The following is a 26,667-nucleotide window of genomic DNA, read 5'->3' on the forward strand; positions in this document are numbered from 1 at the left end:
TCTGCAACGCCGCGTTGCCGAGCGCGGCGAGTTGCCGCAGGAGGCGTGAACTGTTCAGCTTTTTGACTTTTCAGCGCGCCTTTAGGTGAAGGTTTCTGTTAACTTTCGACCGTTTCCTCGCGGTTCATTTATGCGAATTCAGCGTGAAAAATCCGCCATAGGGGATTCCAGGGACGTATGAGCACTGCCGCGACATCCACGGGCCGGATTCTCGTCGTCGACGATCAGGCCGCGAACCTGCGCGTCGTCACCGCCCTGCTCTCGCGCCAGGGTTACGAGGTCGTATCCGCCTCGACCGGCGACGAGGCCCTGCGCCTGTACGCCGAGTCGCCGCCGGACCTGATCCTGCTCGACGTGATGATGCCGGGCATGGACGGTTTCGAAGTCATGGCCGCGTTGCGCGCCGACTCGCCGCTGCGCGTGCCGGTGGTGTTCGTGACCGCCGCCCACGACCGCGACCTGCTGCTGCGCGCTTTCGATGCCGGCGTGGTCGACTACGTGACCAAGCCCTTCCTGCCCGAAGAGCTGCTGGCGCGGGTCAACGCCCATGTCGGCCTGAAGCTGACCCGCGACCGCCTCGAGCGCGTCGCCCGGGAGCGCGAAGAACTGGTCAACCTGGTCGCCCACGACCTCAAGAACCCGCTGACCAGCGTGCTGTTCGCCAGCGATCTGCTGTTGCACAACGGCTGCAAGCCCGAACGCGTGCCGCGCTACCTGCAGATGATCCACGAGAGCGCCGACGACGCGTTGGGCTATATCCGGCATTACCTGGAAAGCCAGGCCGGCACGCGCGAGCACGCTGCGATGCAGGGCCGCGCCGACCTCAGCGAAACCCTGGGCTGGCTGGTGCGCCGCTACGAGATGCAACTCGACGCGCGCGGCATCCGCGTCGAGATCGCCCCGCCGCCGCACGGCGCCGCGCAGGTGGCGATGGACCCGCGCGTGTTGCGTCAGGTCAGCGAGAACCTGGTCACCAACGCGATGAAGTACGCCCCGAACAGCGACCTGCTGCTGGCCGCGCGCAACAGCGCCCCCGGCTTCTGGCAGTTGATCGTCGCCGACCGCGGCCCCGGCATCCCGATGGCGCGCCAGCGCGAACTGTTCAAGCCCTTCGTGCGCCTGCACGACGACGACGTCGACGACGGCCTATCGAGCGGCCTGGGCCTGTCGTTGGCGAAACAGATCGTGGTCAACGCCGGCGGCCAGCTTTGGTACGAGGAACGCAAGAACGGCGGCTCGCGCTTCATCATCGAGTTGCCGGAAGCGGCGCCGGAGTAGTCAGCTCTCGCGCCACCGTCTGGGGCCCAGGGTAGGAGCGGCGCGAGCCGCGACCGCGGGACGCTCAGAAGGATCAACGCAGATGGCGTTGCTCGAAGCCGTTCGTCCTCGCGTGTAGGAGCGGCGTGAGCCGCGACCGCAGGGACGCGCAGAGGCACCAAGGGCGATGTCATTCATCGACGCGGAGTGCTTTCGCCGGGGTAGGAGCGGCGCGAGCCGCGACCACGCTGTAACAGGTTTGCCGCGTTTCGCTCAAGCAAGATCTAGATCAAACGCCAAAAGCTTCCGCCACTAAAGCGGCGGGTTACTTTCTTTTGTCTAAAGCAACAAAAGTCCGTCTGGATTCCCTTCGGTCAAAGGTAACCAAAGAAAAATGCTTTCTTTTGAATCACAGGCCCGCACGATCGGTGCATACGCGGGGCTCTACATACGGGACATCCTTGTCCCGATGAAAAACGGCCTGCATCCATGCAGGCCGCCCTTCGGGTCTTCTGTTGCCTTCGCTAGTGCTAAGCGACGCACAGCAACGACAACAGCCAGTTCGTTGCGGCAATGGCAGTTTGTCGTTGTCGTTGTCGTTGTCGTTGTCGTTATGAGCTTGGCGAAGTTCCGAACTTGCGATGCAACCGGAGACCCGGAGGGCGGCGCACAGGACGTGCGCCGTTTTTCGATAGGACATGGATGTCCTATCGAAAAATCCCGGCGCGCGCATCGCACTCGTGGCCTGTGCCCTTGCAAGGAGAGCCCTTTTCTTTGGTTACTTTTCTTTTGGGCTTAGCAAAAGAAAGTAACCCGGCCGCGTCAGCGGACGGAAGCTCTGCTCTTGCGCTGGCTTCTTAAAGAAATAAGATCAAACGCCTAAAGCTTTCGCCACTAAAGCGGCGGACGGAAATTTTGCTTCGGCCTTTATCCGATTGATGCGCCGCTAGACCGTCACATCGCGGTCGCGGCTCGCGCCGCTCCTACCCCTTAGGCTCCCGAAGCCGCCAGGCGAAACCGAAAACGCGCGACCACCTTCGGCATGCCCCAAACGAACGAAGCCGGCGCTCGCGCGCCGGCCTCGGGGTATGACGATTTCAAGCGATTACATTCGCAATCCGCCCACGGCGCAACCACACGCCGATGCCCTATTACTCGGCCTAGTCCGCCAGCCCGACGACTTATTCGCTAGCGGTCTCTTCGCTGGCCGCCTTGCGCGTGCCCGACTTGCGGCGCGAGGTGCTGCCGTTGCTATCGGCGCGGCGCGCATCGATGCGACGGGCGCTGCCTTCGATCGGGTCGCCTTCGGCCTGCTGTTTCGCCTTGCGGCGCGCGGCGGCGTACCAGAGCAGGCCGGCGCCGGCCACGGCGGCGACCGCGATCACCGGGTTGCGGCGGATGAAACCGCCTGCGGTGCGCGCTCCGGTCTTCAGCGCGCCCAGCTTGACGCCCGTCTCCAACCACTGGCCGGCCTTGGGCACGTGCTGCTTGATGTTGTCGCCGACCGACGACACCAGCTCCAGTGCGCGCTCCGGGAATGAAGTGAACTTGCTCATCGTGTCGATCCTGTGACGAGAGAAACAGACTCCAGTGTCGACGCGGAACCGTTGAAATTCTGTGAGCGCAGTCGCGCCGGACCGGCTGCCGGCTGAATACGGCGCGGTATCGACAACACACAGCCGATACACGGTCGCTCATCGTCGTTGCCGCATCGGCGCCTCGTGCGACGCCGTTGCGCTCAGGTGCCGCGCGGCTTGGCGCGGTGGGTGGCGGTCGCCGTCCACGGATCGTCGGGCCAGGGGTGCTTGGGATAGCGCCCCTTCATTTCCTTTTTGACCTCGGGGTAGGTGCGCTCCCAGAAACCGCGCAGGTCCTGGGTGACCTGCAACGGCCGCCCGGCCGGCGACAGCAGGTGCAAGGTCAGCGGCACGCGGCCTTCGGCGATGCGCGGCGTATCGGCCAGGCCGAACAGTTCCTGCAGCTTCACCGCCAGCACCGGTGGTACGGCGGCGCCACGTCCATCGGCGGCATGCTCGTCGTAGGCGTAGTCGATGGCGCGCTCCATCCCCGACGGCACCACCATGCGGGTCGGCGCGAGTGCGTCGAGCCGTTGCCGCCACGACCAGTCCGACAACGAACGCAGGGCTTCGCCGAACGCGCCCTCGTCGAGCGCATCGAGGCGGGTCTTGCCGCGCAACGCCGGCTTCAGCCAGGCGTCGAGGCCGGCCATCAAGGCCTCGTCGGACAGGTCCGGCAGCGCGTTGTCGCCCTGGGCCAGCTCGGGCATCCACTCGCGCAAGCAGCGTATGCGCGCACGCCACTGGCGCAGGCCGCCGGTCCACGGCAGCGCGTCGAGGCCGAGTTGGCGCACCGCATCGACCAGGGCATCGGCGTAACGCGAGGGATCGGGTTTGGCGAGCGGGCGGCTGTCGAGCACGATGCGGTCGTAGCGGCGCTCGCGCACCGCCGCGATCGCGCGCGCGGCGGCGTCCCAGACCACTCGGTCCTCGCTGACGAAACGCTGCGGGAACTCGCGCTCCAGGCGCGCTTCGTCGAGCGGCGAGGCGCGCAGCACGCGCGCATCGCGCGGGTCGTCGCGCAGCTCGCTGATCACCAGCCACGGTTCGCCGTAGACCGCACTGTCGTCGAACAACTTGGCGCTGCGGCCGTTGGCGAGCTGATAGCGGTAGGGGTCGCTCGGGTGCTGGCGGGCGATGCGGTCGGGGAAGGCATGCAGCAGTAGGTCGCCGAGCGCGTGCGCGGGCACCTGGGTCGGCGGTGTCGCGTCGACGCGCAAGCGCCGGCGCCATTGCTTGGCGGCCTGGTCGAGCGCGGCCAAGGCCGAACGCGAAGCATCGGCCGGTGCGCGGCCCTGGCGGAACGCGGCCAGCGCCTGCCAGCGCGCGGCCAGCGCGTCGCCACCGCTGCGCAACGGATCGCGCGCTTCGATCAAGGCGGCCAGATCGCCGGCCAGGGCGCGTTCGCGCGCATCGCTGGGCGCCAGCAGCATCGCCGCCAGGCGCGGATGGGTGCCGAGCGCGAGCATGCGCCGGCCGAACGCGGTGATGGTCGGCGCCGCATCGCCGCGACCGGCTTCGAGCGCGCCGAGCCGCAACAGCAGTTCGCGTGCCGCGCCCATCGCGCCGCCCGGTGGCGCATCGACGAAACGCAGGCCGGCATCGCCCCAGGCGGCGAGCTCCAGCGCCAGCCCGGCCAGTTCGACCTGGGCGATCTCGGGGCGCCGCTGCGGTTCCAGGCGTTGCGACTCCGGCCACAAGCGATACGCCCAGCCTTCGGCGACGCGACCGGCGCGGCCGGCACGCTGATCGGCGGAGGCCTGGGCGATGGCGACCACGTCGAGGCGCGAGAAGCCGCTGTTGGGGTCGTAACGCGGTTCGCGGGCCACGCCGGCGTCGATCACCACGCGCACCCCGGGCAGGGTGACGCTGGACTCGGCGACGTTGGTCGCCAGCACGACCCGGCGGCGGCCGTCGGGATCGGGCTGCAGGACGCGGCTTTGCTGCTCGACCGGCAACTCGCCGTGCAGGCTCAGCACGTCGATGCCGCGCAGCGCCTCGCTGCCGGCCAGGGCGGCGTCGGCGCGCGCGATCTCGCGCTGTCCGGGCAGGAACACCAGCACGTCGCCGGGATGCTGCTGCAGGGCGTGCTCGACCGCGCGCCGCAGTTGGTGTTCGAGTTTTTCCTCGCGCCGCGCCGGGTAGTGCCCAATCGTCACCGGATAGCTGCGCCCGGCGCTGCTCAGGCGCGGCGCATCGAGAAACTGGGCCAGCCGTTCGCCGTCGAGCGTCGCCGACATCACCACGATGCGCAGGTCCTTGCGCAGCGAGGCCTGCACGTCGAGCGCCAGCGCCAGGCCGAGGTCGGCGGCGAGGTGGCGCTCGTGGAATTCGTCGAACACCAGGGCGCCGACGCCCTCGAGGCTGGGGTCGTCCTGGATCATCCGGGTCAGGATGCCTTCGGTGACCACCTCGATGCGGGTGCGCGCGGAGACTTTGTTCTCGAAGCGGATCCGGTAGCCGACGGTATCGCCGGCGGCCTCGCCGCGTTGCCGCGCCATGAACTGCGCGGCGGCGCGCGCGGCGACGCGGCGCGGTTCCAGCATGACGATGCGTTGGCCCCGCAGCCACGGCGCATCGAGCAGGGCCGGCGGCACCTGGGTGGTCTTGCCCGCGCCGGGCGGCGCTTCCAGGACCAGGCGCGGATGCGCGGCGAGGCTGTCGCGGATCGACGGCAGCAGGGAATCGATCGGGAATTCGGCGGCGTTCACGCGCGCAAGGATACGGTGCGCGGCGCCGATGCGTGCGCGCGATCGCCGCAACCGCCCCGCGCGCGACGACCCCGCGGCCGCGCCGGTAGTCCTCTGCGTTACGACGAACCTGGGTGCGGCTCAGTCCTTGGCGAACTCGCCGCAGCCGTACAACAACCGGCCGCCGTCCTCGATATCGCCGATGAACACCAGGATCGCCTGACTGTATTTCTTGCGCTTGGTGTCCTGACAGGGTTTGTCCTTCGGGCTGGCCGTGAGCATGACCAGAAGCTCCTGTTGCTCGCCGGCGATGCTCTGCTTGCCGGACAGCGCGTACTGCGCGGTCAGCTCCAGCGGACCCGGCTCGGGTTTGACCGAGGTCAGGGTACCGTGGGCGGCGCGGACGCCGCGCGGAGAGGCGAGATCGAACACGACCTGGCCGGGGCCGCTGCGCTTGAGCTGGATGCTCCAGCCGGCCTGGCCGTAGTTGCCGCCGTCGAAGGTCGGCGTCGGAAAGTCGTACTTGGGCTTGGACTCGGCAGGTGCGGACGCCGGCAGGCAGGCGAGCAGCGACGCCAGCCCCAGCGCGAAGATCGTCGAGGTGATGCGCATTGCGATGTCCCCATGGCGACCGCCCGGCCGCCTTCGAAGGGCATAACGCCGCGTCGCCACGGTCGTGAATCCGCCGCCCGCGATAGCACGACGGAACCACGATGCGGGGACAGCACGCTCACGGATGGCGGAAACTTGGGCTGGCCCGGCCCAGCGCCTACACTGCGCGCTGTTTTCCGCGGCATCTCCACCCATGCAACTGATCGACATCGGCGCCAACCTCACCCACGACAGCTTCGACCACGACCGCGACGCCGTGCTGCAACGCGCGCGCGATGCCGGCGTGGCGCGCATGGTGATCACCGGCGCCAGCCGCGAGCATTCGCCGCAGGCGCTGGAACTGGCGCGTCGCCACCCGGGCGAGCTGTTCGCGACCGCCGGCGTGCACCCGCACCACGCCAGCGAATACACCGCCGAATGCGATGCCGAGATGCGCGCGCTGCTGACGCACGACGAGGTGGTCGCGGTCGGCGAATGCGGTCTGGATTATTTCCGCGACTTCTCGCCGCGCCCGGCGCAGCGGCGCGCCTTCGAGATGCAGCTGCAGACCGCGGTCGACACCGGCAAGCCGCTGTTCCTGCACCAGCGCGATGCGCACGCCGACTTCATGGCGATGATGAAGAACTTCGACGGCAAGCTCGGCCCGGCCGTGGTGCATTGCTTCACCGGCACGCGCGAAGAACTGTTCGATTACCTCGACCAGGACTGGTACGTCGGCATCACCGGCTGGCTGTGCGACGAACGCCGCGGCCTGCACCTGCGCGAGTTGGTCAAGCACATCCCGGCGGCGCGGTTGATGATCGAAACCGATGCCCCGTACCTGTTGCCGCGAACGGTCAAACCGGCACCGTCGCACCGGCGCAACGAACCGATGTACCTGGCGCACATCGTCGAGGAACTCGCCCGCGACCGCGGCGAAGACGTGGCGACGACCGCGGCCAACAGCAGCGCGGCCGCCACCGCCTTCTTCCGGCTGCCGGCGGCGTAAGCGCGCACGCCGCCGGTTGAAGCCCCTCGGGCCGGCGAACTCAGTTCATGGTGAAGTTGCCGCAGCCCTTCCATACCTTCCACGGACCGAGCTTGGCCGGCGTGAGCACGACGACGTAGGTATACGGGCCGTATTTGCCGCGGGTGTTGCCCTTGGCGTCCTTGCACTGTTTGCCGAGCGGCACCGGCGCCAGCTTCGTGGTCAGGCCGGGCGCAGCGGTGCCGTCGCCGAGCTTACCGACCAGCAGGTAATCGCCCATGCCCGAGGCCGCCTTCTGCTGCAGCTTGCCTTTCAGCAGCGTCGTCGACTCCGGCACGGTCAGGGCATAGTCGACCGAAAAATCCGGCTGGGTGGTCATCGCCACGTTCCAGTCGGTGGCATTGCCGCCGCGGAAGACCGGCGCCGGGAAAGTGATCTGCTGAGCGGATGCGGACGCGGCTGCGAGAGCGGCGGCCAGGCCCAATCCGGCGACGGCGGCGAACATGATGCGCATAAGAGACTCCTGTAGGGGCGACATGGTGCCGCCGATACCGCTACCAACGCAGCTTCACCGCCGCCGTGAAGCGCCGTCGTCGTGCCGGGCGGTGGCCCGTGGCCGCGATGAAGGCGAAACGACGGTGCGGGGAAGACTGCCGCGGCAACAGGAAAGGCGGCGTCAGCCTCCATCAACGCGGCACGGCGCGGCTTGAGGACAGCGTCCTGGGACGGCGACGGGACAGGCACTAGACTGAGCCGCCTTCGCCGGCCGTCGCGCGCCTTTCGCACGGCGCTGACGACCGCCTCCCCCGCTGCTCGCCTGCCCCGCAAGGATCGACTTCATGGATCACCCCGCATCGCGGTCGCCCGCCTGGTTTCCTCTGGCGCTCGCCGCCTGCGTGTTCGTACTGACCGCAGCGTTCTTCCTGGTGGCGCAGATCGAGCATCCCCTGCCCGAGGGTGCCGACGACGCCGGTCCGCAGTTGTTCGCCTGGCTGGAGTGGCTGTGCGGCATCGGCCTGCTGATCGGCGTCAACCTCGTCCTGGCCAACGCGATCATCGCGCGCCGCGGCCCGCCGCAACGCGCCTGGGCCGCGCTGCTGGTCGCGGTGGCGCTGGTGTTCGGGCTGGGCTATCTGTGGTCGATCGCGGTCATGCAATCGATGCAGGCCCTGAGCGGCAGCGTGCCGGCGACCGAGCTGTATCGCTGGATACCGCCGCTCAATGCCGCCAAGGTGGTGGTCACCTCGTCGATCGGCCTGGCGATCGCCTTCGCGGTCGGCGGACGCGGCCCCACGCCGGTGGTCTGGAGCAGCGGGCAGCGGCGCCTGCTCGGCGCCTTGGTCGCGTTCGGCATCTGCGCCGGCGTGCTGTTGCTGCTGCAGCACACCGCCAGCCGCTTCACGGCCCTGAGCGATACCGACCAGCGCCATGGCATGACCGTGGCCGCGCTCGGCATCGGCTTCCTTCACGGCCTGTGCTGGGCGCTGCTGCCGGCGCGTCGCGGCAGCGGCACGACGCCGGCCCTGATCTCCGCCCTGCTGACGCCGGTGCTGATCGTGCTGCCGGCGCTGCCGCTGATGTTGTTGGGCGACAAGCTCGGCCTGGCCGAGCTGCTGGTCATCGTGTTGCTGCTGCTATTCGCCGCGCCGGTGCTGGCCTCGCTGCTGGTGGTGTGGCTGCACCGCAGGCGTTATCCGGCAGCGCAAGCCTGACGATCTGCCTGGATCGCACGAAAACCAACGGCCCGCTCGCAGCGGGCCGTTGGTTTTCTGTAAGACCGCGCCGTCGCGATCAGTACACCGCGAGGTCGCCGCAACCGCGCATCTGCGGCAAGCCCTCGACAGTGACCTGGACGCTGTGCCGGTGCGCGCCGTCGCCGTCGTCGGTGCAGTCCTTGCGGCTGATCTCGACCACCATCGGCTTGGCGCCCTGCTTCGTCGCCAGTTCGCCGCTCAACACGATCAAGGAACTCGGCGCGTCGGCCGGCTGGCCCTTGTAGTCGACTGTGCCGCTGGCCTTTTCGCTGCCGCTGCCCCAGGTCAGCTCGACCTGGTGCGACATCTCGCCGGTGGCCTGGATCTCGATGCCCCAATGCTCGCCGAAGCCCTTGAACGCCGGCACCGGACTGACCTTGCCGACCTGATCGGCGCCGATCTTGCCCATCGGCCGGCCTGCCGGCCCCGGATCGCTCGCCGGCGTCGGGGCCGCATCGGCGCTCACCGTGCCCTTGGCCTGCTCGGGGGCCGCGCAACCGGCGGCGAAAGCGATCGACAGGATCGCAGCGATAGGCATCAGGCGCATGGGGTTCTCCTGGATAACGTGGGGCCGGTCCATCGCGGCCGGTGCGACGTTGTAACGCAGCGGCGGTGCACAGAGGGTCAATGGCGGTGGCGCGCGTTCAGTCGCGCGGCGATGCCAGCGCGGGCTGTTGCCGTTGCCGTTGCCGTAATGATCTTGCTGTGCGTAGTCGCGCACTCGCGAAGGCAACAGAAGACCCGGAGGGCGGCCCGCAAGGATGCGGGCCGTTTTTCATCGGGACAGGGATGTCCCGTATGAAAAATCCCTGCGTCGGCATCGAGCGCGCGGGCCCTTGATTCAAAGAAAAGCATTTTTCTTTGGTTACCTTTCTTTTGTTGCTTATGACAAAAGAAAGTAACCCGCCGCTTTAGTGGCGGAAGCTCTTAGCGTTTGATCTTGATCTTGATCTTGCTTGAAATAGGCGTGGTAAGACCGTCGCAGCGATGTCGCGGCTTGCGCCGCTCCTACCCTGACGGGCTGCGGCTGGCAACGACGCGAGATTGATGCGCCGTGGTCGCGGCTTACGCCGCTCCTACAAGGGAAGAACTCACGACGTGCCCTTCTTCAAACAGGTGCAAAGCTTCCGCCCGCTAACGCGGCCGGGTTACTTTCTTTTGCTAAGCCCAAAAGAAAGCTAACCAAAGAAAAGGGCTCTCCTTGCAAGGGCACAGGCCACGAGTGCGCAGCTAGCGCCGGGATTTTCCGATAAGACGTCCCTGTCTTATCGGAAAACGGCGCACGTCCTGCGCGCCGCCCTCCGGGTCTCCAGGTGTTCTCCCTAGCTCATCGCCGCGCCAAGCTCTTCAGAGCAACGGCAACAACAAAATTGCCGTTGCCGTTGCCGTTGCCGCAAGGATTTTGCTGTTGCTGTGCGTCGCCTCGCACTAGCGAAGGCAGACGAAGACCCGGAGGGCGGCGCGCACGGATGCGCGCCGTTTTTCATCGGGACATGGATGTCCCGTATGAAAAATCCCCGCGAATGCACCGCTCGTGCGGGCCTGTGATTCAAAGAAAAGCATTTTTCTTTGGTTACCTTTCTTTTGTTGCTTATGACAAAAGAAAGTAACCCGCCGCTTTAGTGGCGGAAGCTTTTGGCGTTTGATCCTGATCCTGATCTTGCTTGAGCGAAACGCGGAAAACCCGTTACAGCGCGGTCGCGGCTTGTGCCGCTCCTACCCTTCGCGAAAGCACGCCGCTTCGATGAGCAACATCGGCGCCGTCGCCTCTACGCGTCCCGCGGTCGCGACTCACGTCGCTCCTACAAAGGCGGAATGCCGCGCCGGGAAACCCTCCAGCAGGCGCAGCCTCAGCTGCGCAAACCGACGCCCCGCTTGAGCAACCACAACGCCAACGACGACAGCGCCACCACGAAACCGATCATCAATGCATACGCCACCCACAACGGCACGTCGCTGCTGCCGAGCAGGCCGTAGCGGAAGGCGTTGACCATGTAGAAGATCGGGTTGGCGTGGGTCGCCGCCTCGGCCCAGGCCGGCAGCAGCTTGACCGAATAGAACACGCCGCCCAGGTAGGTCAGCGGGGTCAGGATGAAGGTCGGCACGATCGCGACGTCGTCGAACTTCTTCGCGTACACCGCATTGACGAAGCCGGCCAGCGAGAAGATCGTCGCGCCGAGCAACACCGTGGTCAGGGTCACCAGCGGATGCGGCACCCGCACCGAGGTGAAGCACATGGCGATCAGCAGCACGATCACGCCGACCATCAACCCGCGCAGCACCGCACCGGCGACGTAGCCCCACAGGATCACCCAGTTCGGCATCGGGCTGACCAACAGCTCCTCGACGTGGCGGCCGAACTTGGCGCCGAAGAAGCTCGAGGAGATGTTGCCGTAGCTGTTCTGGATCACGCTCATCATCACCAGGCCGGGGACGATGAACTCCATGTAGCTGTAGCCGCCCATCTCGCCGATGCGCGAGCCGATCAGGCCGCCGAAGATCAGGAAGTACAGGGTCATGGTGATCGCCGGCGGCACCAGGGTCTGGCCCCAGATGCGCAGGATCCGCATCACTTCGCGGCGGACGATGGTGCCCAGCGCGACCAGGTTGCGGCGCATCGGGGTGGGTTCGGCGACGGCCGCGGGCAGGGTCTGGCTCATGCGGCGGTCTCCGTCTGCGCGACTTCGGGCTGGTTGATCATGCGCACGAACAGTTCTTCCAGGCGGTTGGACTTGGTGCGCATCGAGCGCACGCGGATGCCGGCCTCGCCGAGCGCGGCGAAGACCCGGTTGAGGTCCATCGCGCGCGGCATTTCCAGGTCGAGGGTGTGGTCGTCGGTGGCGACCACGGTGGTGCCCTCGATCTGCGGCAGCGCCGCCGGCAGCACGCCGTCGATGTCGAACAGAAAGCCCTCGACGTCGAGCATCGCCAGCAGGGTCTTCATCGGCCCCTGCTGGACGATCCGGCCCTGGTCGATGATCGCCAGGTTGCGGCACAGGCTTTCGGCCTCTTCCAGGTAATGGGTGGTCAGGATGATGGTGGTGCCGGCGGCGTTGATCTCGCGCAGGGTCTTCCACATGCCGCGGCGGATCTCGATATCGACCCCGGCGGTGGGCTCGTCGAGGATCAGCAGGCGCGGCCGGGTCATCATGGCGCGGGCGATCATCAGCCGCCGCTTCATGCCGCCCGACAGGGTGCGGCTCATCATGTTGGCCTTTTCCCACAGCTGGGCGCGCTTGAGCTCTTCCTCGGCGCGCTGCAGCGCCACCGCCCTCGGCACGCCGTAGAAGCCCGCGTAATTGACGAGGATGTCGATGGGCTTCTCGAACATGTTGAAGTTCAGCTCCTGCGGCACCAGCCCGATCAGGCGCATCGCCGCCTGGCGCTGGGTCGCCAGGTCGGTGCCGAAGATCGACACCGAGCCTTCGCTGAGGTTGACCAGCGAGCTGACGATGCCGATCAGGGTCGACTTGCCGGCGCCGTTGGGGCCCAGCAGGGCGAAGAAGTCGCCCGGGGCGACGTCCAGGGACACGCCCTTCAGGGCCTGGACGCGGTTGTCGTAGGTCTTGCGCAGTGCGCGCACGCGCAGGGCCGGCACCGGCTCGGCCGATGCCGCTGGGGAGGCGGCCTGGGACTGGGTCATTCGGAGTGTTCTCGGGAAGCCTGGCCGCGGGCCCCGCGGCGAATGCCTTAGTATAGGCGGCCCCGCGGTGGCGCTCCGGTCACAGACTGTTGCGAATTCCCGCGTTGCGCAGCCCCGCACAGTCCCCAGACTTTGCACCAGACGGCCGCACCGACCATCGCCCGGGTCGCCCTTCGCGTCCGAACGCCCACGCGCCTTAGACGGCACGATCCAGAAGCACGATCTCCATGAAGCAGTTTCCGCTCAAACTCGTTTCGCGCCGGATGTTGGCCCCGACCGTCGGCCACTATGTCTTCCTGCGCGACGACGGCGAGCCGCTGGACTACATCCCCGGCCAGTTCATCCAGGTTCACTTCCAGTACGCCGACGGCACCGCGACCAAGCGCAGCTACTCGCTGGCGAACATCCACGACCACGCCCTGGGCGCGGGCGAAACGGTCGAGATCGCGGTCAGCTACGTCGCCGGCGGCGCTGCGACGGCGCTGTTCGAGGGCATGGGCGACGGCGATCTGGTCCAGGCCAGCGGGCCGTTCGGCCGCTTCTGTCTCAACCCGGCCGACACCAACCGCCGCTACCTGCTGATCGCCACCGGCACCGGCGTGACCCCGTACCGGGCGATGCTGCCGCAACTGGAAGCCCAGATCCGCGACCGCGGCATCGAGGTCGTGCTGCTGTACGGCGCACGCTCGCCGGTCGAGCTGCTGTACGGCGACGACTTCCGCGCCTTCGCCGACCGCCATCCGAACTTCCGCTTCGTGCCCTGCTTCTCGCGCGAGCTGCCCGAGCAGCCGCACGCGGACGTGCGCCACGGCTACGTCCAGCAGTTCCTGGAAGAGTTCGCGCCGAGCGCCGACGGCGACATCGCCTACCTGTGCGGCAACCCGAACATGGTCGACACCTGCTTCGAGGCGCTCAAGGGCTACGGCCTGCCGGTGCCGCAGATCCGCCGCGAGAAGTACGTCTCCTCGAAGTAAGCGCCCAGCGCGCGACCCGGCGCCGCAGCGCGGAGCCGGGCCCGGCGGCACCTGCCTGGAGGCGCCGCAGCGACTCCATCGCCGCCTCGGTTGCGAGCGCGCAGCCCCGCATCGAAATCCGTCGCTTCAGTCCGGTCACATTTTTCCCATCGCGCCCGTCTGTCATTCTTGAAGGCGCACCGCCTGGGAACGAGAAACGGACATGCACCCATTTCGATACGGATACCGACCGCGCAGCCTCGCGGTCGTCGGACTCGCCGCGATGCTCGCGGCGGCCGCACTGAGCGGCTGCGGCCGGGACGGCTCCGCGAACGACAGCGCCAAGGGCCACGACGGCAACGCGATCAAGCGCCACTACGGCCGGATCGTGTTCGATCCCTGCACCCTGTCCACGCCCTATGCCAGCGGCACGATCGCGGCGCAGTGCACGCAATTCGAGGTGCCGGAGAACGCCGCCGAGCCCAAGGGCCGCAAGCTCAAGCTCAACCTGGCCTGGCTGCCGGCCACCGACGAGGCCGGCGTCGCCGAGGACCCGGTGTTCTTCCTCGCCGGCGGCCCCGGCCAGGCGGCGACCGAATCCTGGCCGAGCGTCGATGCGGCCTTCCGCGAGGTGCGCAAGCACCGCCACATCGTCCTGATCGACCAGCGCGGCACCGGCAAGTCCTCGCCGCTCGCCTGCCGCGACGCCAGCGGCGAAAACCAGCCCCATCGCGACGAGGCCGCTCAGTTCGACGCCGCGGTGCAAGCGGTCGAGCACTGCGCCAAGCAACTCAAGGTCGACGCCAGCCGCTTCACTACCAGCGACGCGATCGCCGATCTCGACGCGGTGCGCGCCGCCATCGGCGCAGCCAAGATCGACCTGGTCGGGGTGTCCTACGGCACCCGCGTCGCCCAGCAATACGCCACTCGCTACCCGCAGCACACCCGCAGCGTGGTGCTCGACGGCGTGGTGCCGAACGAACTCGTGCTCGGCAGCGAGCACGCGCGCAATCTCGACAACGCCCTCGCCCTGCAGTTCAAGCTGTGCCAGCAGATCCCGGCCTGCCGCGCGCGCTTCGGCGGCGAACCGCGCGAACAGCTGCGCCAGCTCATGGCGCGCCTGCAGACGCCGGTCGAGGTCGATTACCGCGACCCGCACACCGGCGAGCAGAAGCGCGCGCCGATCAGCGCGGTCCAGGTCGGCATGCTGACCCGGATGTTCTCGTACGCGCCGGAAGCCGCTTCGCTGTTGCCGCTGGTCTTGAACGAAGCCGACCAGGGCCGCTACGCGCCGCTGATGGCGCTGTCGAAGATGATCGAGAGCCAGCTCAACGACGAGCTCAACTACGGCATGCAGTTGTCGGTGATCTGCGCCGAGGACGTCGACCTGCTCAAGCCCGATCCGCGCGATGCCGACACGGTGATCGGCGACGCCATGAGCAAGACCCTGATCGCGCAGTGCCAGGCCTGGCCGACCGGGCAGCGCCCGAAGGATTTCCACGCGCCGTTCAAGTCGAGCCTGCCGACCCTGCTGCTGTCGGGCGAACTCGATCCGGTCACGCCGCCTCGCTACGGCGACCAAGTGGTCAAGCACCTGCCGAACGGCCGTCATCTGATCCTGCGCGGCCAGGGCCACGGTGCGCTGCGCATCGGCTGCACGCCGAAGCTGCTCGGGCAGTTCGTCGAAAGCGCCGACGCCAAGCAGCTCGATGCGCGTTGCCTCGATGCGCTCGGCTACGTGCCGCCGTTCGTTTCTTTCAACGGCTGGGAGCCGTAAGAACCGGGAATCGGCCATGGGGAATCGGGAAGCGACGAGACCGCCCGATGAAACCGCCCCGTACCGACGACCTTCGCCGTTCCGACTCCCCGTCCTCATAACCGAATCGCGTGGAAGCCATGATTTCAGCTCACGATCTGCATAAAAGCTTCAAGACCAAGACCGGTACCGTCCATGCCGTGCAAGGCGTCGACTTCGAAGCCCGCGACGGCCAGATCACCGGCCTGCTCGGCCCCAACGGCGCCGGCAAGACCACCACCCTGCGCATGCTCTACACCCTGATGCGGCCCGACCGCGGCGAAGTGCGCGTGGACGGCATGGACGCCGGCCGCGACCCGGCCGCGGTGCGTCGTGCGCTCGGCGTGCTGCCGGATGCGCGCGGCGTCTACAAGCGCCTGACCGCACGCGAGAACATCGCCTACTTCGGCGAGCTGCACGGCCTGTCGCGCGGCCTGATCGACGAGCGCACCCGCGCGCTGTCGCAGGCGCTGGACATGGGCGACATCCTCGACCGCCAGACCGAAGGCTTCTCGCAAGGCCAGCGCACCAAGACCGCGATCGCCCGCGCTCTGGTCCACGACCCGCGCAACGTAATCCTGGACGAGCCCACCAACGGCCTGGACGTGATGACCACGCGGGCGATGCGCGGCTTCCTGCGCGGTCTGCGCGAGGAGGGGCGCTGCGTGATCTTCTCCAGCCACATCATGCAAGAGGTGGCGGCGCTGTGCGACCGCATCGTCATCATCGCCAAGGGCCAGGTCGTGGCCGCCGGCACCGCCGACGAGCTGCGCGCGCAAACCGGCCAGGACAATCTCGAAGACGCCTTCGTCCAGGCGATCGGCAGCGACGAGGGCCTGCACGCATGAACACCGCCGCCTTTTCCGCCATGTGGGCGGTGATCCGCAAGGAACTGCTCGACATCTCGCGCGACCGCCGCACCCTCGCCATCGCCTTGTTGCTCGGCCCGCTGCTGTATCCGCTGCTGATGCTCGGCATGGGCGCGCTGGCCGAGAACCGCGCGCGCACCCAGCTCGACACCGAGCTGCGGGTGCCGGTGCGCGGCGCCGAACACGCGCCGAACCTGATCAAGTTCCTCGCCACCCAGAATATCGTCGCGATCGCGGCGCCGGCCGACCTGGACGCGGCGATCCAGAACCAGGACCACGACGTCGCCCTGATCGTCGCCAAGGACTACGCCGAGAACTGGAAGCAGGGCGAGCCGGCCCTGGTCGAGATCGTCCAGGACAGCACCCGCCGCGACGCCGAGATCCCGAGCCGGCGCGTGCGCGCGGCGCTGGAGGGCTACAGCCGCCAGGTCGGCGTGCTGCGCCTGCTCGCCCGCGGCATCGCCGCCACGGTCGCCCAGCCGGTCAACGTCGGCGACCGCGACGTCGCCACGCCCGAGGCCAAGCGCGGCCTGGTGCTGTCGGCGCTGCTGCCCTACCTGCTGATCATGACGTCCTTCATTGGCGGCGCTTACCTGATCATCGACGCCACCGCCGGCGAACGCGAACGCCAGTCGCTGGAGCCCTTGCTGGCCACCCCGGCCTCGCGCGGCTCGATCGTCAGCGGCAAGATCGCCGCGGCCTGTATCCTCGGCCTGCTGTCGCTGTTGCTGACCCTGTTCGCCTTCAAGCTCAGTTCGCAGATGAGCAGCGGCATCGGCCAGATGCTCGACGTCAGCCTGCCGGCGATCGGCCAGATGCTGCTGATCCTGATGCCGATGTCGTTCATCGGCACCGCGCTGCTGACCTATCTCTCGGCCGCGGCCAAGAGCCTGAAGGAAGCGCAGAGCCACATCACCTGGCTGATGCTGATGCCGCTGCTGCCGACCTTCGTGTTGATGGTCAACCCGCTCAAGACCCAGCTGTGGCAGTTCGCGGTGCCGTTCCTGGCGCAGAACCAGCTGCTGCTCAAGGTGATCCGCGGCGAGGCGATCTCGGGCCAGATCTGGGCGGTGTACCTGGCCACGGCCTTCGCCCTGGCGGCGCTGCTGTGGTTCGCGGCGGTGCGCCGTTACCACAACGAGACGCTGGCGATATCGGGTTAATTCGGCTTGATTCGGCCGCTGTAGGCGGCCTTGGGCTGAGCCGGGCTGGTCGAGGCGGCCTGCGACTGGCAGGGCCGGCGGCAGCGAGGCCCCGGATCGAACCCCACCGCTGCGACACCCGGCAACACCCAAGAAAAAGCCCGGCTCGCGCCGGGCTTTTTCGTTCTGCGATGACGGCGAACGCCGCGCGGATCAACCGCCCGGGTTGAAGCCGATCGTGCGCCGGGTGGTGACCTGGCTCGGGACCGGCTGGAAACGCCACTTGCGCACCGCGTTGACGGCTTCGCGATCGAACACGCGGGCCGGGTTGGAACGGACCACGCGTGCGGCGGTGACCGAACCGTCGGTGCCGACGGTGAACTCGACCTGCACCTCGCCCGACTGGCCGGCCCGCAGGGCTTCCGGCGGATAGCGCGGAGCTGGAGTCGACACGGCGCGCAGTTCGCTGGCCGGGGTCGCGGTCGACGCCGTCGCCGCACGCTCGGTCGCGGCCGGACGCTCGGCGCTGCGCTGTTCGCTGGCGCGCTGCTCGGCGGCGCGTTGGTCGGCCGCACGTTGCTCGGCTTCGCGCTGCGTCGCCGCCTGGCGTTCGGCGGCCTGCTGGGTCGCCAGTTGCTGGGCGGCCTGCTGCTGTTGCTGCTGCTGTTGAGTCTGGCGCTGCTTCTCCACCTCGGCCTGCTTCTTGAGCTGCTCTTCGGCGGTCAGCTTTTCCTGCTCGGCACGCTTGGCCAGGGCCTCCTGCGAAGTGCCGATGCTGGCCTTCAGGCGGGCGACCGCCGGATGCTGCGGATCGGCGCGTTCGATCAGCGCGGCCAGGCGCTGGGCTTCGGCGAAGTCCTCGCGGCCCACGCTCTGTTCGGTCGCGATGACCGTCATCGGCAGCAGGTCGGTCAGCGCGCTCGAGGCCACGGCGTCGGCCGGGGCTTTCTCGCGCAGGGCGAGGTAGTACTCGACGGCGTTGTCCTCGGCCGGCGCGTACAGGCGGTTCTCCACATAGGCCTTGCGGGCGGCCTCGCGCAGCTGCTCGACCGACAAGGCCGAGACCTTGGCCGATACGGCGGTCTGCGCCGTCACCGCCGGAGCGGTGGCCGCGGTCGCGGGCGCCGCATCCGTGGCGGGCGCGGCGTCTTCCTTCTTTCCGCAGGCCGCCAGCGCGCATCCCAGCGCGATCACGGCGGAGACCTGCATTACAGCGGACAGCCGGCTGTTACGCCGGTCATTGTTAGCGACGATCATTGGCAAAAACTCCCCTGAAGTACGCGAGACCCGTCCGATACGGGGCCGGGCGCACGCCCGATAGGACGCGCTACGGAGCCGCGTTTGTCAAGCGTTCAGGTTGGCTGGGGGCCTCGGGATAGGCGTCAGACATGGAGTGTGCCACCCATCGCGGCCCGGACCGATACCGGGTGTGTCGGTTCGCGCCCCTGGCGCGACGAATTGCACAAATTTCGTCACCCGGCGGCGCGAGGGTCCGCCCGGGCCGGGGCGACGTCGCGGCGATGCAACATCGTGCGCGGCGCGGGGTTGCGCGAGCCCGGCCGGGACATCGGGCAGGCGGTCGCATCGCGTCCACCCTGCCCTCCACCCCATGCGGCCCCGGTTCGGTCCGAACCCGACCCAGCGGCCGGGCCCGCCGACCGTCGCAGACCTCACATCGGTCTGCTCCGGATCGGCTTGCCCTGGATCGGATTGCTTCGGATTGCCCGGGGCCGGTCTGCTCTAAGCGGCCTGCCCTAAAGCAGCCTGCTCTAAACCGGCGTGTTCTAGAATCGCCGCACCACAGGCAGGGAGCGGGACATGAGCATTCTGGGTTTCATCAAGGGCGAGCTGCTGGAGATCATCGAGTGGACCGATGATTCGCGCGACACCCTGTCGTTCCGCTACCCGGACGACGACAAGGAGATCAAGAACGGCGCCCAGCTGATCGTGCGCGAGTCGCAGCAGGTGCAGTTCGTCGCCGCCGGCCAGTACGCCGACCTGTTCGGACCCGGCAAGCACACCCTCAAGACCGAGAACATCCCGGTCCTGTCGACCATCCTGGGCTGGAAGTACGGCTTCAACTCGCCGTTCAAGTGCGACGTCTACTTCCTCAACACGCGCCTGTTCACCGGCAACAAGTGGGGCACCTCCAACCCGGTGATGATGCGCGACGCCGACTTCGGCGTGGTCCGTCTGCGCGCCTTCGGCACCTACGATTTCCGTATCGTCGACGCACCCAAGTTCCTCAGGGAAGTGGCCGGCACCGACCAGAATTTCCGCCTCGACGAATTCGCCGACACCATGCGTTCGCGCATCGTCAGCGTGTTCACCGAGGCCCTGGCGACCGCCAACGTGCCGGCGCTCGACGTGGCCTCGCGCTACGGCGAACTCGGCGACGCGCTGTTGCCGATCATCAACCCGGCCATGACCGGCAAGTACGGCATCGAGATCACCGCCTTCGTGCTCGAGAACGTGTCGGTGCCGCCGGAAGTCGAGAAGGCCATCGACGCGCGCTCGAGCATGGGCGTGGTCGGCAACCTCAACGACTACGTGAAGTTCCAGATGGGCCACGCCATGGGCCAGGGCGGCGAAGCCGGCGCGGCCGCCGCGGTGCCGGCGCAGATGGCGGTCGGCTTCGGCATCGCCCAGGAGATGATGCGCAGCATGCAGAGCGGGCAGGCGCAGGCCCCCGCCGGCGCGACTCCGCCGCCGGTGCCGGGGGCGGCCAACGCGCTTGAGGTGCTGACGCCCGAGCAGGCCGCCGCCGCGCTCGGCGTCTCGGTCGAGGACGTCATGGCCGCGATCGCCGCAGGCGAGCTCAAGGCCCGCAAGATCGGCAGCGCCACCCGCATCGCCAAGGCCGCACTCGAAGAATTCCTGCGCGGCTGATGGACAACGCCACCGTCGGCAAGCATCCCTGCCCGGAGTGCGGCGGGGATCTGCAATGGAATGCGGCCAAGCAGTCCCTGGCCTGCCCCTACTGCGGCACGATCGTGCCGTGGTCGCCTGCGCAAGAAGCGTTGGGCGAGCAGGTCGTGGAACTGGATCTGGTCAGCGCGCTCGCCCAGCACCCCAGCGACCAGCGCGGCTACGGCGGCGGCGGCGAACGCCGCGAAGTGCAATGCCAAAGCTGCAAGGCGATCTCGGTGTTCGTCGACGGCAAGGTCGCGCAGCGCTGCGAATTTTGCGGCTCGCCGGCGGTGATCGACCACGAATCGCTCGGCGATGCGATCACCCCGCAGAGCCTGCTGCCGTTCAAGATCAGCGACGGCCAGGTGCGCGACATCATCCGCAAGTGGTACGGCACGCGCTGGTTCGCGCCGAACCGGCTCAAGCACGCCGCCCTGACCGACACCCTCAAGGGCGTATACCTGCCGTACTGGACCTTCGACGCCCACGTCTCGGCGGACTGGACCGCCGAGGCCGGTCATTACTACTACGAGACCGAGAGCTACACCGAAAACGGCCAGCACAAGACGCGCCAAGTGCGCCACACCCGCTGGGAACCCGCGGCCGGCTCGTTGCAGCACTTCTTCGACGACGACCTGGTGCCCGGCACGGTCGGCGTGCACGCGAACCTGCTCGAACAGATCGGCCAGTTCCCGACCACCAGCGACCTCAAACCGTATTCGCCCGAGTTCGTGCGCGGCTGGATCGTCGAGCGCTACCAGGTCGACCTGCGCGCCGCCTCGGTGCTCAGCGAAAGCTCGATGCAGGAACAGACCCGCAGCCTGTGCTCGGCCGAAGTCCCCGGTGACACCCAACGCAACCTGCAGGTCGACGCCAGGTATCGCGGCCGCACCTTCAAACACATCCTGGTCCCGGTCTGGCTGGTCAGCTACACCTACGGCTCGCGCAGCTTCCAGGTGTTGGCCAACGGCTACACCGGGCAACTCGCCGGCGAGCGGCCCTACAGCTGGGTCAAGATTTTCTTCGCGGTGGTGGCGGCGTTGATCGCGGCGGTGGTGGTGTTCGGGGTGTTGGGGCGCTGATCGCGCCGGCAACCGGACTCGCGCTGTCGTCGCTGGATTCGACCGCATCAGAATGAGATCCGTCCTTCCCGTGTAGGAGCGGCGTGAGCCGCGACCACGGGATGCGCAGAGGCGACAACGCCGACGTCGCTCGTCGAAGCAACGTACTTTCGCAGGGTAGGAGCGGCGCGAGCCGCGACTGCGCTGCTTCGGTCTCGCGGCGTATCGCTCAAGCAAGATCTAGGTCTAGGTCTAGGTCAAACGCCAAGAGCTTCCGCCACTAAAGCGGCGGGTTACTTTCTTTTGTCATAAGCAACAAAAGAAAGGTAACCAAAGAAAAATGCTTTTGTTTTGAATCACAGGCCCGCACGAGCGGTGCCGACGCAGGGATTTTTCATACGGGACATCCCTGTCCCGATGAAAAACGGCCCGCATCCCTGCGGGCCGCCCTCCGGGTCTTCGATTGCCTTCGCGAGTGCGAATCGGCGCACAGCAACAGCCAAGGCCAAGACGATGGCTTAGGACGGGATTTGATGTCGGCTGCGAAGTATCGTCGCCATCGAAAGTTCGCGGTCGCGGCTCACGCCGCTCCTACAGTGGTCGATCACCGGTTGCGGTTGCCCGTTGTCGTTGTCGTTGTCGTTGTCGTTGTCGGGATGAGCTTGGCGCAGTACCGAACCCGCGAGAACATCCGGAGACCCGTAGGGCGGCGCACAGGACGTGCGCCGTTTTTCGATAGGACAAGGATGTCCTATCGAAAAATCCCGGCGCTAGCTACGCACTCGTGGCCTGTGCCCTTGCAAGGAGAGCCCTTTTCTTTGGTTACCTTTGACCGAAGGGAATCCAGACGGACTTTTGGGCTTAGCAAAAGAAAGTAACCCGGCCGCGTTAGCGGACGGAAGCTCTGCTCTTGATGTTGCTATATCGCTCTGCGGTAAGAAGCGCAGCAATCGCCACGACGCGGTCGCGACTTGCGTCGCTCCTACCCCTTGCGGCTTCGAGAGCGACGAGGCGAGACCGAGGCAACGCGGTCGCGGCTTGTGACCGAAGGAAATCCAGTAGGACGCCGCTCCTACCCTGGAGCGATGGAAAGCGACGACGGGAACTCAATCAACGCGATCGGCGGCGACCGGTTCCATGCGCACGCTACTTGCCGATACAAAAACTCGAAAAGATATGCCCCAGCAGATCATCCGCGCGCACCCGCCCGGTGATCTCGCCGAGCGCGTCGTGCGCCTGCCGCAAGGCCTCCGCGGCCAGGTCGAGCATCTCGTGATCGAGCTGCACGCGCGCATCGTCGAGCTCTTCGCGTGCGCGCAGCAAGGCGTCGACATGGCGCGCGCGCGCGGTGAAGGCGCCTTCGGAGGATTCGGCGGCGTCGCCCTGCGCCAAGGCGCGCAGGCGCGCATGCAGACCGTCGAGCCCGGCGCCGCTGCGGGCGGAAACGAACACACGGTCTTCGCCGCCGATATCGACCGGCGTCGGCGAGCCGTAATCGGATTCGATCAGGTCGATCTTGTTGTAGACGTACAACCGCGCCGGCACTTCGGCGATCGCCTCGGCGACCGCCTGCAGACCGGTTTCGGGATCGCTGGCGTCGAGCACCACGATGGCCAAGTCGGCGCGACCGAGTTCGCCGCGCGCGCGGCGCATGCCTTCGCGCTCGATCGCATCGCCGCCGTCGCGCAGGCCGGCGGTGTCGACCAGGGTCAGTTCGACGCCGTCGAGCTTGACTGTCTCGTGCAGCAGGTCGCGGGTGGTGCCGGCGATGTCGGTGACGATGGCGCGGTCGCTGCCGGCCAGGGCGTTCAACAGGGAGCTCTTGCCGGCATTCGGCGGGCCCACGATCACGGCGTGCAAGCCATCGCGCAGGCGGCGGCCGCGTTCGGCGGCGGCGAGCAGGTCGTCGAGTTTCGCTGAGGCGGCGGCGAAGCGCGCGAGCAGCGCCGCACCGCCCAGGGTGTCGAGCGGTTCGTCGGCGAAATCGATCGCCGCTTCGACGTGGACGCGGATGGCGAGCAGATCGCCGGCCAAGGCCTCGACCCGGCGCGAGAACTCGCCGTCGAGGGCGCGCCGTGCGGCGCGCGCGGCGCGGCCGTCGGCGGCGGCGATCAGGTCGGCCACCGCTTCGGCCTGGGCGAGGTCGAGGCGGCCTTCGAGAAACGCACGTTCGCTGAATTCGCCGGGGCGCGCGCGTCGCGCGCCGAGGGCGCAGGCGCGTGCGAGTAGGGTTTCGAGCAAGGCCGGGCCGCCGTGCGCCTGCAGTTCGACCACGTCTTCGCCGGTGTAGCTGGCCGGCGCGGCGAAGTACAGGGCGATGCCGTCGTCGATGGTCTCGTCGTGCTCGTCGCGGAAGCGTACGTAATGCGCATGGCGCGGCCGCAGCGCGCGCGCGGCGACGGTTTCGGCGATGGCCAGCGAACGCGGGCCGGACAGGCGGACGATGCCGACCCCGCCGGCGCCGGGCGCGGTCGCGATGGCGGCGATGGTGTCGCGGGCGGGGGCGTCGGTCATGGGCGACATGATAGTGGCCCCTCCGTCGTCGTCACGAAAGTAACGCGGTCCGGCTTGCAGGAGTGGGGTCCTGCAGGGATACGCCCGTCGCTGTGGTGAAGTTTGCGCCGGCCTTTGCGGGGTCGCAGTCGCGGCTTGCGACCCAAGGAAATCCGGCAGGACGCCCCTCCCCCGGCATAGCCCCCACAAACACGAAGCCCGCCTGGCGGCGGGCTTCGTCGATCGGTTCAGGGCGCGAACCGGATCGTCATTCCTTGCTGGTCGCCGGCGTCGCTTCGGCGTAGCGCTTGGTGGTCAGATACTGCTGCAGCAGGCCGAGGCCGCCGTTGGCCACCTGGTACAGCACCAGGCCGGCCGGCAAGAAGGCCAGGATCACGCCGAAGATCAGCGGCATGAACTGCATCATCTTGGCCTGAGCCGGGTCCATGCCGGTCATCGGCGTCAGCTTCTGGGTCGCCCACATGATCGCGATGTTGATCAGCGGCAGCACGAAGAAGGGATCGCGCGCGGTCAGGTCCTGGATCCAGCCGAACCACGGCGCATGACGCAGCTCGACCGACTCGGCGAGCATCCAGTACAAGGTCATGAAGATGATCATCTGCGGCAGCAGCGGCAGGCAGCCGCCGACCGGATTGATCTTCTCCTTCTTGTACAGCTCCATCAGCGCCATCTGGAACTTCTGCTTGTCGTCGCCGTAACGCTCCTTGAGCTGGGCGACGCGCGGCTGGAACTTGCGCATCTTCGCCGCCGACTTGTACTGCGCCGCCGACAGCGGGTACAGGGCGAGCTTGAGCAACACCACCAGGCCGACGATGGCCCAGCCCCAGTTGCCGAACAGGTTGTGCATTTTCTCCAACAGCCAGAACAGGCCGTTGGCGAGGGTCGCGAAGATGCTGTAGCTGCTGAAGTCGACGGCGCGGTCGAGGCCGGCGACGTCCTGGGCTTCGATCGCCTTGACCAGCTTCGGGCCGACCCACAGGCGCGCTTCGGTGACCGCCTTGGCGCCCGGGGCGACGTTGACGCCGGGGCCCATGTCGCGGATCAAGTACTGCGGCGCGGCGCCGGCGCTGAGCTCTTCGAGCGAGAACTGGCCCGCGTCCTTCGCGCCCGGGATCCAGGCGGCGAAGAAGTGGTGCTGCAACATCGCGATCCAGCCGCCGTTGACCTGCTTGTCGAGCTTGCCGTCGTCGCTGAAGTCCTCGAACTTGCGCTTCTCGTACTTGTCGGTCGGGCTGTACCACGCCGCGCCCTGGAAGCTGTACTGCTCGGGGCTGAAGGGACCCTTGTGGGCGAGCTCACGCGGCACCCGGCTGAGCTGGCGGTAGACGTAGCCCTGCCACGGCGAGGTGCTGGCGTTGACGACTTCGTCGCGCACGCGCACGGCGTAGTCGCCGCGGCGGAAGGTGTAGGTGCGCTGGATGCTGACGCCGTTCGGGCCGGTCCAGGTGAAGGGCACGGCGAGTTCGTTGGCGCCCGCGGCCAGGACCAGGTTGCGCTGGTCGCCGGCGTAGCGGAAACCCGACTCGTGGGTCGGCGCGGCGTTGCCCTGGCTGACCCAGCCGCTCTGGGCGACGAAGTACAGGGTCGAGTCGCTCGCCAGCAGACGCATCGGCGGGCTGTTCGGCTCGGAGGTCATCGGGTACTTGAGCAGGTCGGCTTCGCTGAGCTCGCCGCCGCGCAGGTTGACCTTGAGCACGTCGGTGGTCACCACGACCAGGGCCTCGCCGGCGGTGGCGCCGGCGGTGGTCACCGTCGAGGCGGCGGCCGGGGTGTTCGGCACCGCGGCGGTGTTCGGAGCGCCCGGCACGCCGGCGGCAACTGCGGGCGCAGCCGTGGGCACGCTGCTGGCCGGTGCGACGGCGGCCGCAATCGGAGCCGGCGGCGCCGACTTCTCCTTGCCCCATTCCATCCACAACAAGGTCGCCACCATCAGCCAGGCGAGGATCAGAAAAGCACGGGTCTGGTTCATGGGCAGCAGGCAGGCTCAGCCGGGACCGGGGTCCGGCAGGGGGTCGGAGGGGGAAGCGGCCGGCATTGTGCCGGGCGCAGGAGTCAGGGGCAATGCAGGCGCAGGCCGGGTACCGGCGCGCTTGAGCAGACTGTGGAAGGCGGTGCGGAGTTCCTCGCCGCTGCAGCGCGAGGCGCCGGGGCGGGCGACGATTACATAGTCGCCCGGCGCCAGTTCGTCCCGGACATGGCGGAAGGCGTCGCGCAACACGCGTTTGATGCGGTTGCGGCCGACCGCATGCGGATCGACCTTGCGCGACACGGCCAGACCCAGTCGCGGGGCGACGGCCTGATCGGCTTGGAAATGCAGAGCAAGCACGGGCAGCGCCACGCGCCGACCATGCTTGAAAATTCGATCGAAGTCGGAGCGCGCGCGTACCCGCGCGATGCGCGGGAAGCGGGTCGAATTCATCGTATGCGTACGGCCGCGCGACGCTGGGTCAGCGCAGGCGGCCGAATCGACGCTTAGGCGCAGAGACGCTTGCGGCCCTTGGCGCGACGACGGGCGAGAATCTTGCGGCCGTCGGCGGTCGCCATGCGGGCACGGAAACCGTGGTCGCGCTTGCGCTTGAGGTTGCTGGGCTGGTAGGTGCGCTTGGTGGCCATGATCCGGCTCGATGTAACGACGTAATAGGACCGCCGATTCTAGAGGTTGCCCAGAGTCCGGGTCAAGCCCTTGTTTACTTTGACGTTTGGACCGACCCGTCGACGACGGCGTCGTGCGCGTCGGCGCGACGCGCGCAGCCTGTGCATGAACCTGTGGATTAGTCCTGTTCCGGACTGGGTCCCGATGGTAGTCTGACCGACCCCCGGCCCTGTCCGCCACGATGTTCGCATCGTGCGCTCGGCCGCTTTCGTCCGCTGCGCCGCCAGGCCTGCCGACCGAGTCAGTTACGCATAAGAAGACGCATTACAG

Annotated in this window: 21 protein-coding genes; 9 read left to right on the forward strand and 12 right to left on the reverse strand. The window is 67.7% G+C overall.

All coding sequences use genetic code 11. The annotated features are described in order from the left end of the window. The first annotated feature begins 177 nt into the window (after window positions 1-177). Complete coding sequence (locus tag ACKN61_RS24865) at window positions 178-1,278, forward strand: response regulator (RefSeq protein ID WP_408951725.1); 1,101 nt, start codon at window positions 178-180, stop codon at window positions 1,276-1,278. Window positions 1,279-2,438: 1,160 nt separating this feature from the next. Here the strand turns inward: ACKN61_RS24865 and ACKN61_RS24870 are convergent. From ACKN61_RS24870 to ACKN61_RS24880, 3 genes are all read right to left on the reverse strand, one after another. After that, window positions 2,439-2,813 carry a hypothetical protein gene (locus ACKN61_RS24870; protein WP_408951726.1) on the reverse strand — a complete coding sequence of 125 codons (375 nt, stop codon included), beginning with the start codon at window positions 2,811-2,813 and terminating at the stop codon, window positions 2,439-2,441. A 182-nt stretch (window positions 2,814-2,995) separates the two neighbouring features. Continuing rightward, complete coding sequence (gene hrpB / locus ACKN61_RS24875; protein ID WP_408951727.1) at window positions 2,996-5,545, reverse strand: ATP-dependent helicase HrpB; 2,550 nt, start codon at window positions 5,543-5,545, stop codon at window positions 2,996-2,998. Between the two features lie 120 nt (window positions 5,546-5,665). Next, on the reverse strand, window positions 5,666-6,136 hold the full coding sequence (locus ACKN61_RS24880) for a hypothetical protein (RefSeq protein ID WP_408951728.1): 471 nt from the start codon (window positions 6,134-6,136) through the stop codon (window positions 5,666-5,668). A 193-nt stretch (window positions 6,137-6,329) separates the two neighbouring features. Between ACKN61_RS24880 and ACKN61_RS24885 the strand changes: the two genes are divergently transcribed. Next, complete coding sequence (locus ACKN61_RS24885) at window positions 6,330-7,124, forward strand: TatD family hydrolase (protein WP_408951729.1); 795 nt, start codon at window positions 6,330-6,332, stop codon at window positions 7,122-7,124. A gap of 40 nt (window positions 7,125-7,164) precedes the next feature. On the opposite strand, the gene ACKN61_RS24890 is transcribed toward ACKN61_RS24885, so the two are convergent. Next, a complete protein-coding gene (locus tag ACKN61_RS24890; RefSeq protein WP_408951730.1) occupies window positions 7,165-7,617 on the reverse strand; it encodes a hypothetical protein in 453 nt (150 codons plus the stop codon). 325 nt (window positions 7,618-7,942) lie between these two features. On the opposite strand from ACKN61_RS24890, the gene ACKN61_RS24895 reads away from it, so the two are divergent. Further along, entirely contained in the window at window positions 7,943-8,815 is an 873-nt protein-coding gene (locus ACKN61_RS24895; RefSeq protein WP_408951731.1) for a hypothetical protein, read from the forward strand. 79 nt (window positions 8,816-8,894) lie between these two features. Here the strand turns inward: ACKN61_RS24895 and ACKN61_RS24900 are convergent, their stop codons facing one another. The 3 genes from ACKN61_RS24900 to ACKN61_RS24910 all read right to left on the reverse strand — a co-directional run bounded on the left by ACKN61_RS24900 (window position 8,895) and on the right by ACKN61_RS24910 (window position 12,500). Beyond that, a complete protein-coding gene (locus tag ACKN61_RS24900; RefSeq protein WP_408951732.1) occupies window positions 8,895-9,404 on the reverse strand; it encodes a hypothetical protein in 510 nt (169 codons plus the stop codon). Between the two features lie 1,303 nt (window positions 9,405-10,707). Continuing rightward, on the reverse strand, window positions 10,708-11,517 hold the full coding sequence (locus ACKN61_RS24905; protein ID WP_031374023.1) for an ABC transporter permease: 810 nt from the start codon (window positions 11,515-11,517) through the stop codon (window positions 10,708-10,710). Continuing rightward, window positions 11,514-12,500, reverse strand: a complete 987-nt coding sequence (locus tag ACKN61_RS24910; RefSeq protein ID WP_408951733.1) for an ABC transporter ATP-binding protein — start codon at window positions 12,498-12,500, stop codon at window positions 11,514-11,516. The genes ACKN61_RS24905 and ACKN61_RS24910 overlap by 4 nt, the downstream gene beginning before the upstream one ends. Window positions 12,501-12,727: 227 nt before the next feature. On the opposite strand from ACKN61_RS24910, the gene ACKN61_RS24915 reads away from it, so the two are divergent. The 4 genes from ACKN61_RS24915 (at window position 12,728) to ACKN61_RS24930 (ending at window position 17,280) form a co-directional block, all read left to right on the forward strand. Beyond that, complete coding sequence (locus ACKN61_RS24915; protein ID WP_408951734.1) at window positions 12,728-13,474, forward strand: ferredoxin--NADP reductase; 747 nt, start codon at window positions 12,728-12,730, stop codon at window positions 13,472-13,474. Window positions 13,475-13,736: 262 nt separating this feature from the next. Next, complete coding sequence (locus ACKN61_RS24920) at window positions 13,737-15,230, forward strand: alpha/beta hydrolase (RefSeq protein WP_408953904.1); 1,494 nt, start codon at window positions 13,737-13,739, stop codon at window positions 15,228-15,230. A gap of 119 nt (window positions 15,231-15,349) precedes the next feature. Continuing rightward, entirely contained in the window at window positions 15,350-16,096 is a 747-nt protein-coding gene (locus ACKN61_RS24925) for an ATP-binding cassette domain-containing protein (protein ID WP_408951735.1), read from the forward strand. Next, a complete protein-coding gene (locus ACKN61_RS24930; protein WP_408951736.1) occupies window positions 16,093-17,280 on the forward strand; it encodes an ABC transporter permease in 1,188 nt (395 codons plus the stop codon). Before ACKN61_RS24925 ends, ACKN61_RS24930 begins: the two co-directional genes overlap by 4 nt. A gap of 192 nt (window positions 17,281-17,472) precedes the next feature. Here ACKN61_RS24930 and ACKN61_RS24935 read toward each other — a convergent pair whose 3' ends face one another. Then, window positions 17,473-18,468 carry an energy transducer TonB gene (locus ACKN61_RS24935; RefSeq protein WP_152566405.1) on the reverse strand — a complete coding sequence of 332 codons (996 nt, stop codon included), beginning with the start codon at window positions 18,466-18,468 and terminating at the stop codon, window positions 17,473-17,475. 609 nt (window positions 18,469-19,077) lie between these two features. Between ACKN61_RS24935 and ACKN61_RS24940 the strand changes: the two genes are divergently transcribed. Together ACKN61_RS24940 and ACKN61_RS24945 are read left to right on the forward strand one after the other, a co-directional pair. Continuing rightward, the gene (locus ACKN61_RS24940) at window positions 19,078-20,148 is read left to right on the forward strand and encodes an SPFH and helix-turn-helix domain-containing protein (protein ID WP_031374030.1); all 1,071 of its coding nucleotides are present in this window, start codon (window positions 19,078-19,080) and stop codon (window positions 20,146-20,148) included. Next, a complete protein-coding gene (locus tag ACKN61_RS24945; protein WP_408951737.1) occupies window positions 20,148-21,251 on the forward strand; it encodes a hypothetical protein in 1,104 nt (367 codons plus the stop codon). Before ACKN61_RS24940 ends, ACKN61_RS24945 begins: the two co-directional genes overlap by 1 nt. Before the next feature lie 1,125 nt (window positions 21,252-22,376). Here the strand turns inward: ACKN61_RS24945 and mnmE are convergent. From mnmE to rpmH, 4 genes are all read right to left on the reverse strand, one after another. Continuing rightward, on the reverse strand, window positions 22,377-23,744 hold the full coding sequence (gene mnmE, locus ACKN61_RS24950; RefSeq protein WP_408951738.1) for a tRNA uridine-5-carboxymethylaminomethyl(34) synthesis GTPase MnmE: 1,368 nt from the start codon (window positions 23,742-23,744) through the stop codon (window positions 22,377-22,379). Between the two features lie 247 nt (window positions 23,745-23,991). Then, window positions 23,992-25,713, reverse strand: a complete 1,722-nt coding sequence (gene yidC / locus ACKN61_RS24955) for a membrane protein insertase YidC (protein ID WP_408951739.1) — start codon at window positions 25,711-25,713, stop codon at window positions 23,992-23,994. 15 nt (window positions 25,714-25,728) lie between these two features. Continuing rightward, window positions 25,729-26,163, reverse strand: coding sequence for a ribonuclease P protein component (gene rnpA / locus ACKN61_RS24960; protein ID WP_408951740.1), 435 nt, complete (start codon window positions 26,161-26,163; stop codon window positions 25,729-25,731). Window positions 26,164-26,216: 53 nt separating this feature from the next. Next, window positions 26,217-26,357, reverse strand: a complete 141-nt coding sequence (gene rpmH / locus ACKN61_RS24965; RefSeq protein ID WP_031374044.1) for a 50S ribosomal protein L34 — start codon at window positions 26,355-26,357, stop codon at window positions 26,217-26,219. Window positions 26,358-26,667: the final 310 nt, after the last annotated feature.

The organism is Lysobacter sp. Hz25 (assembly GCF_046097045.1).
Lineage (GTDB): Bacteria > Pseudomonadota > Gammaproteobacteria > Xanthomonadales > Xanthomonadaceae > Lysobacter > Lysobacter antibioticus_B.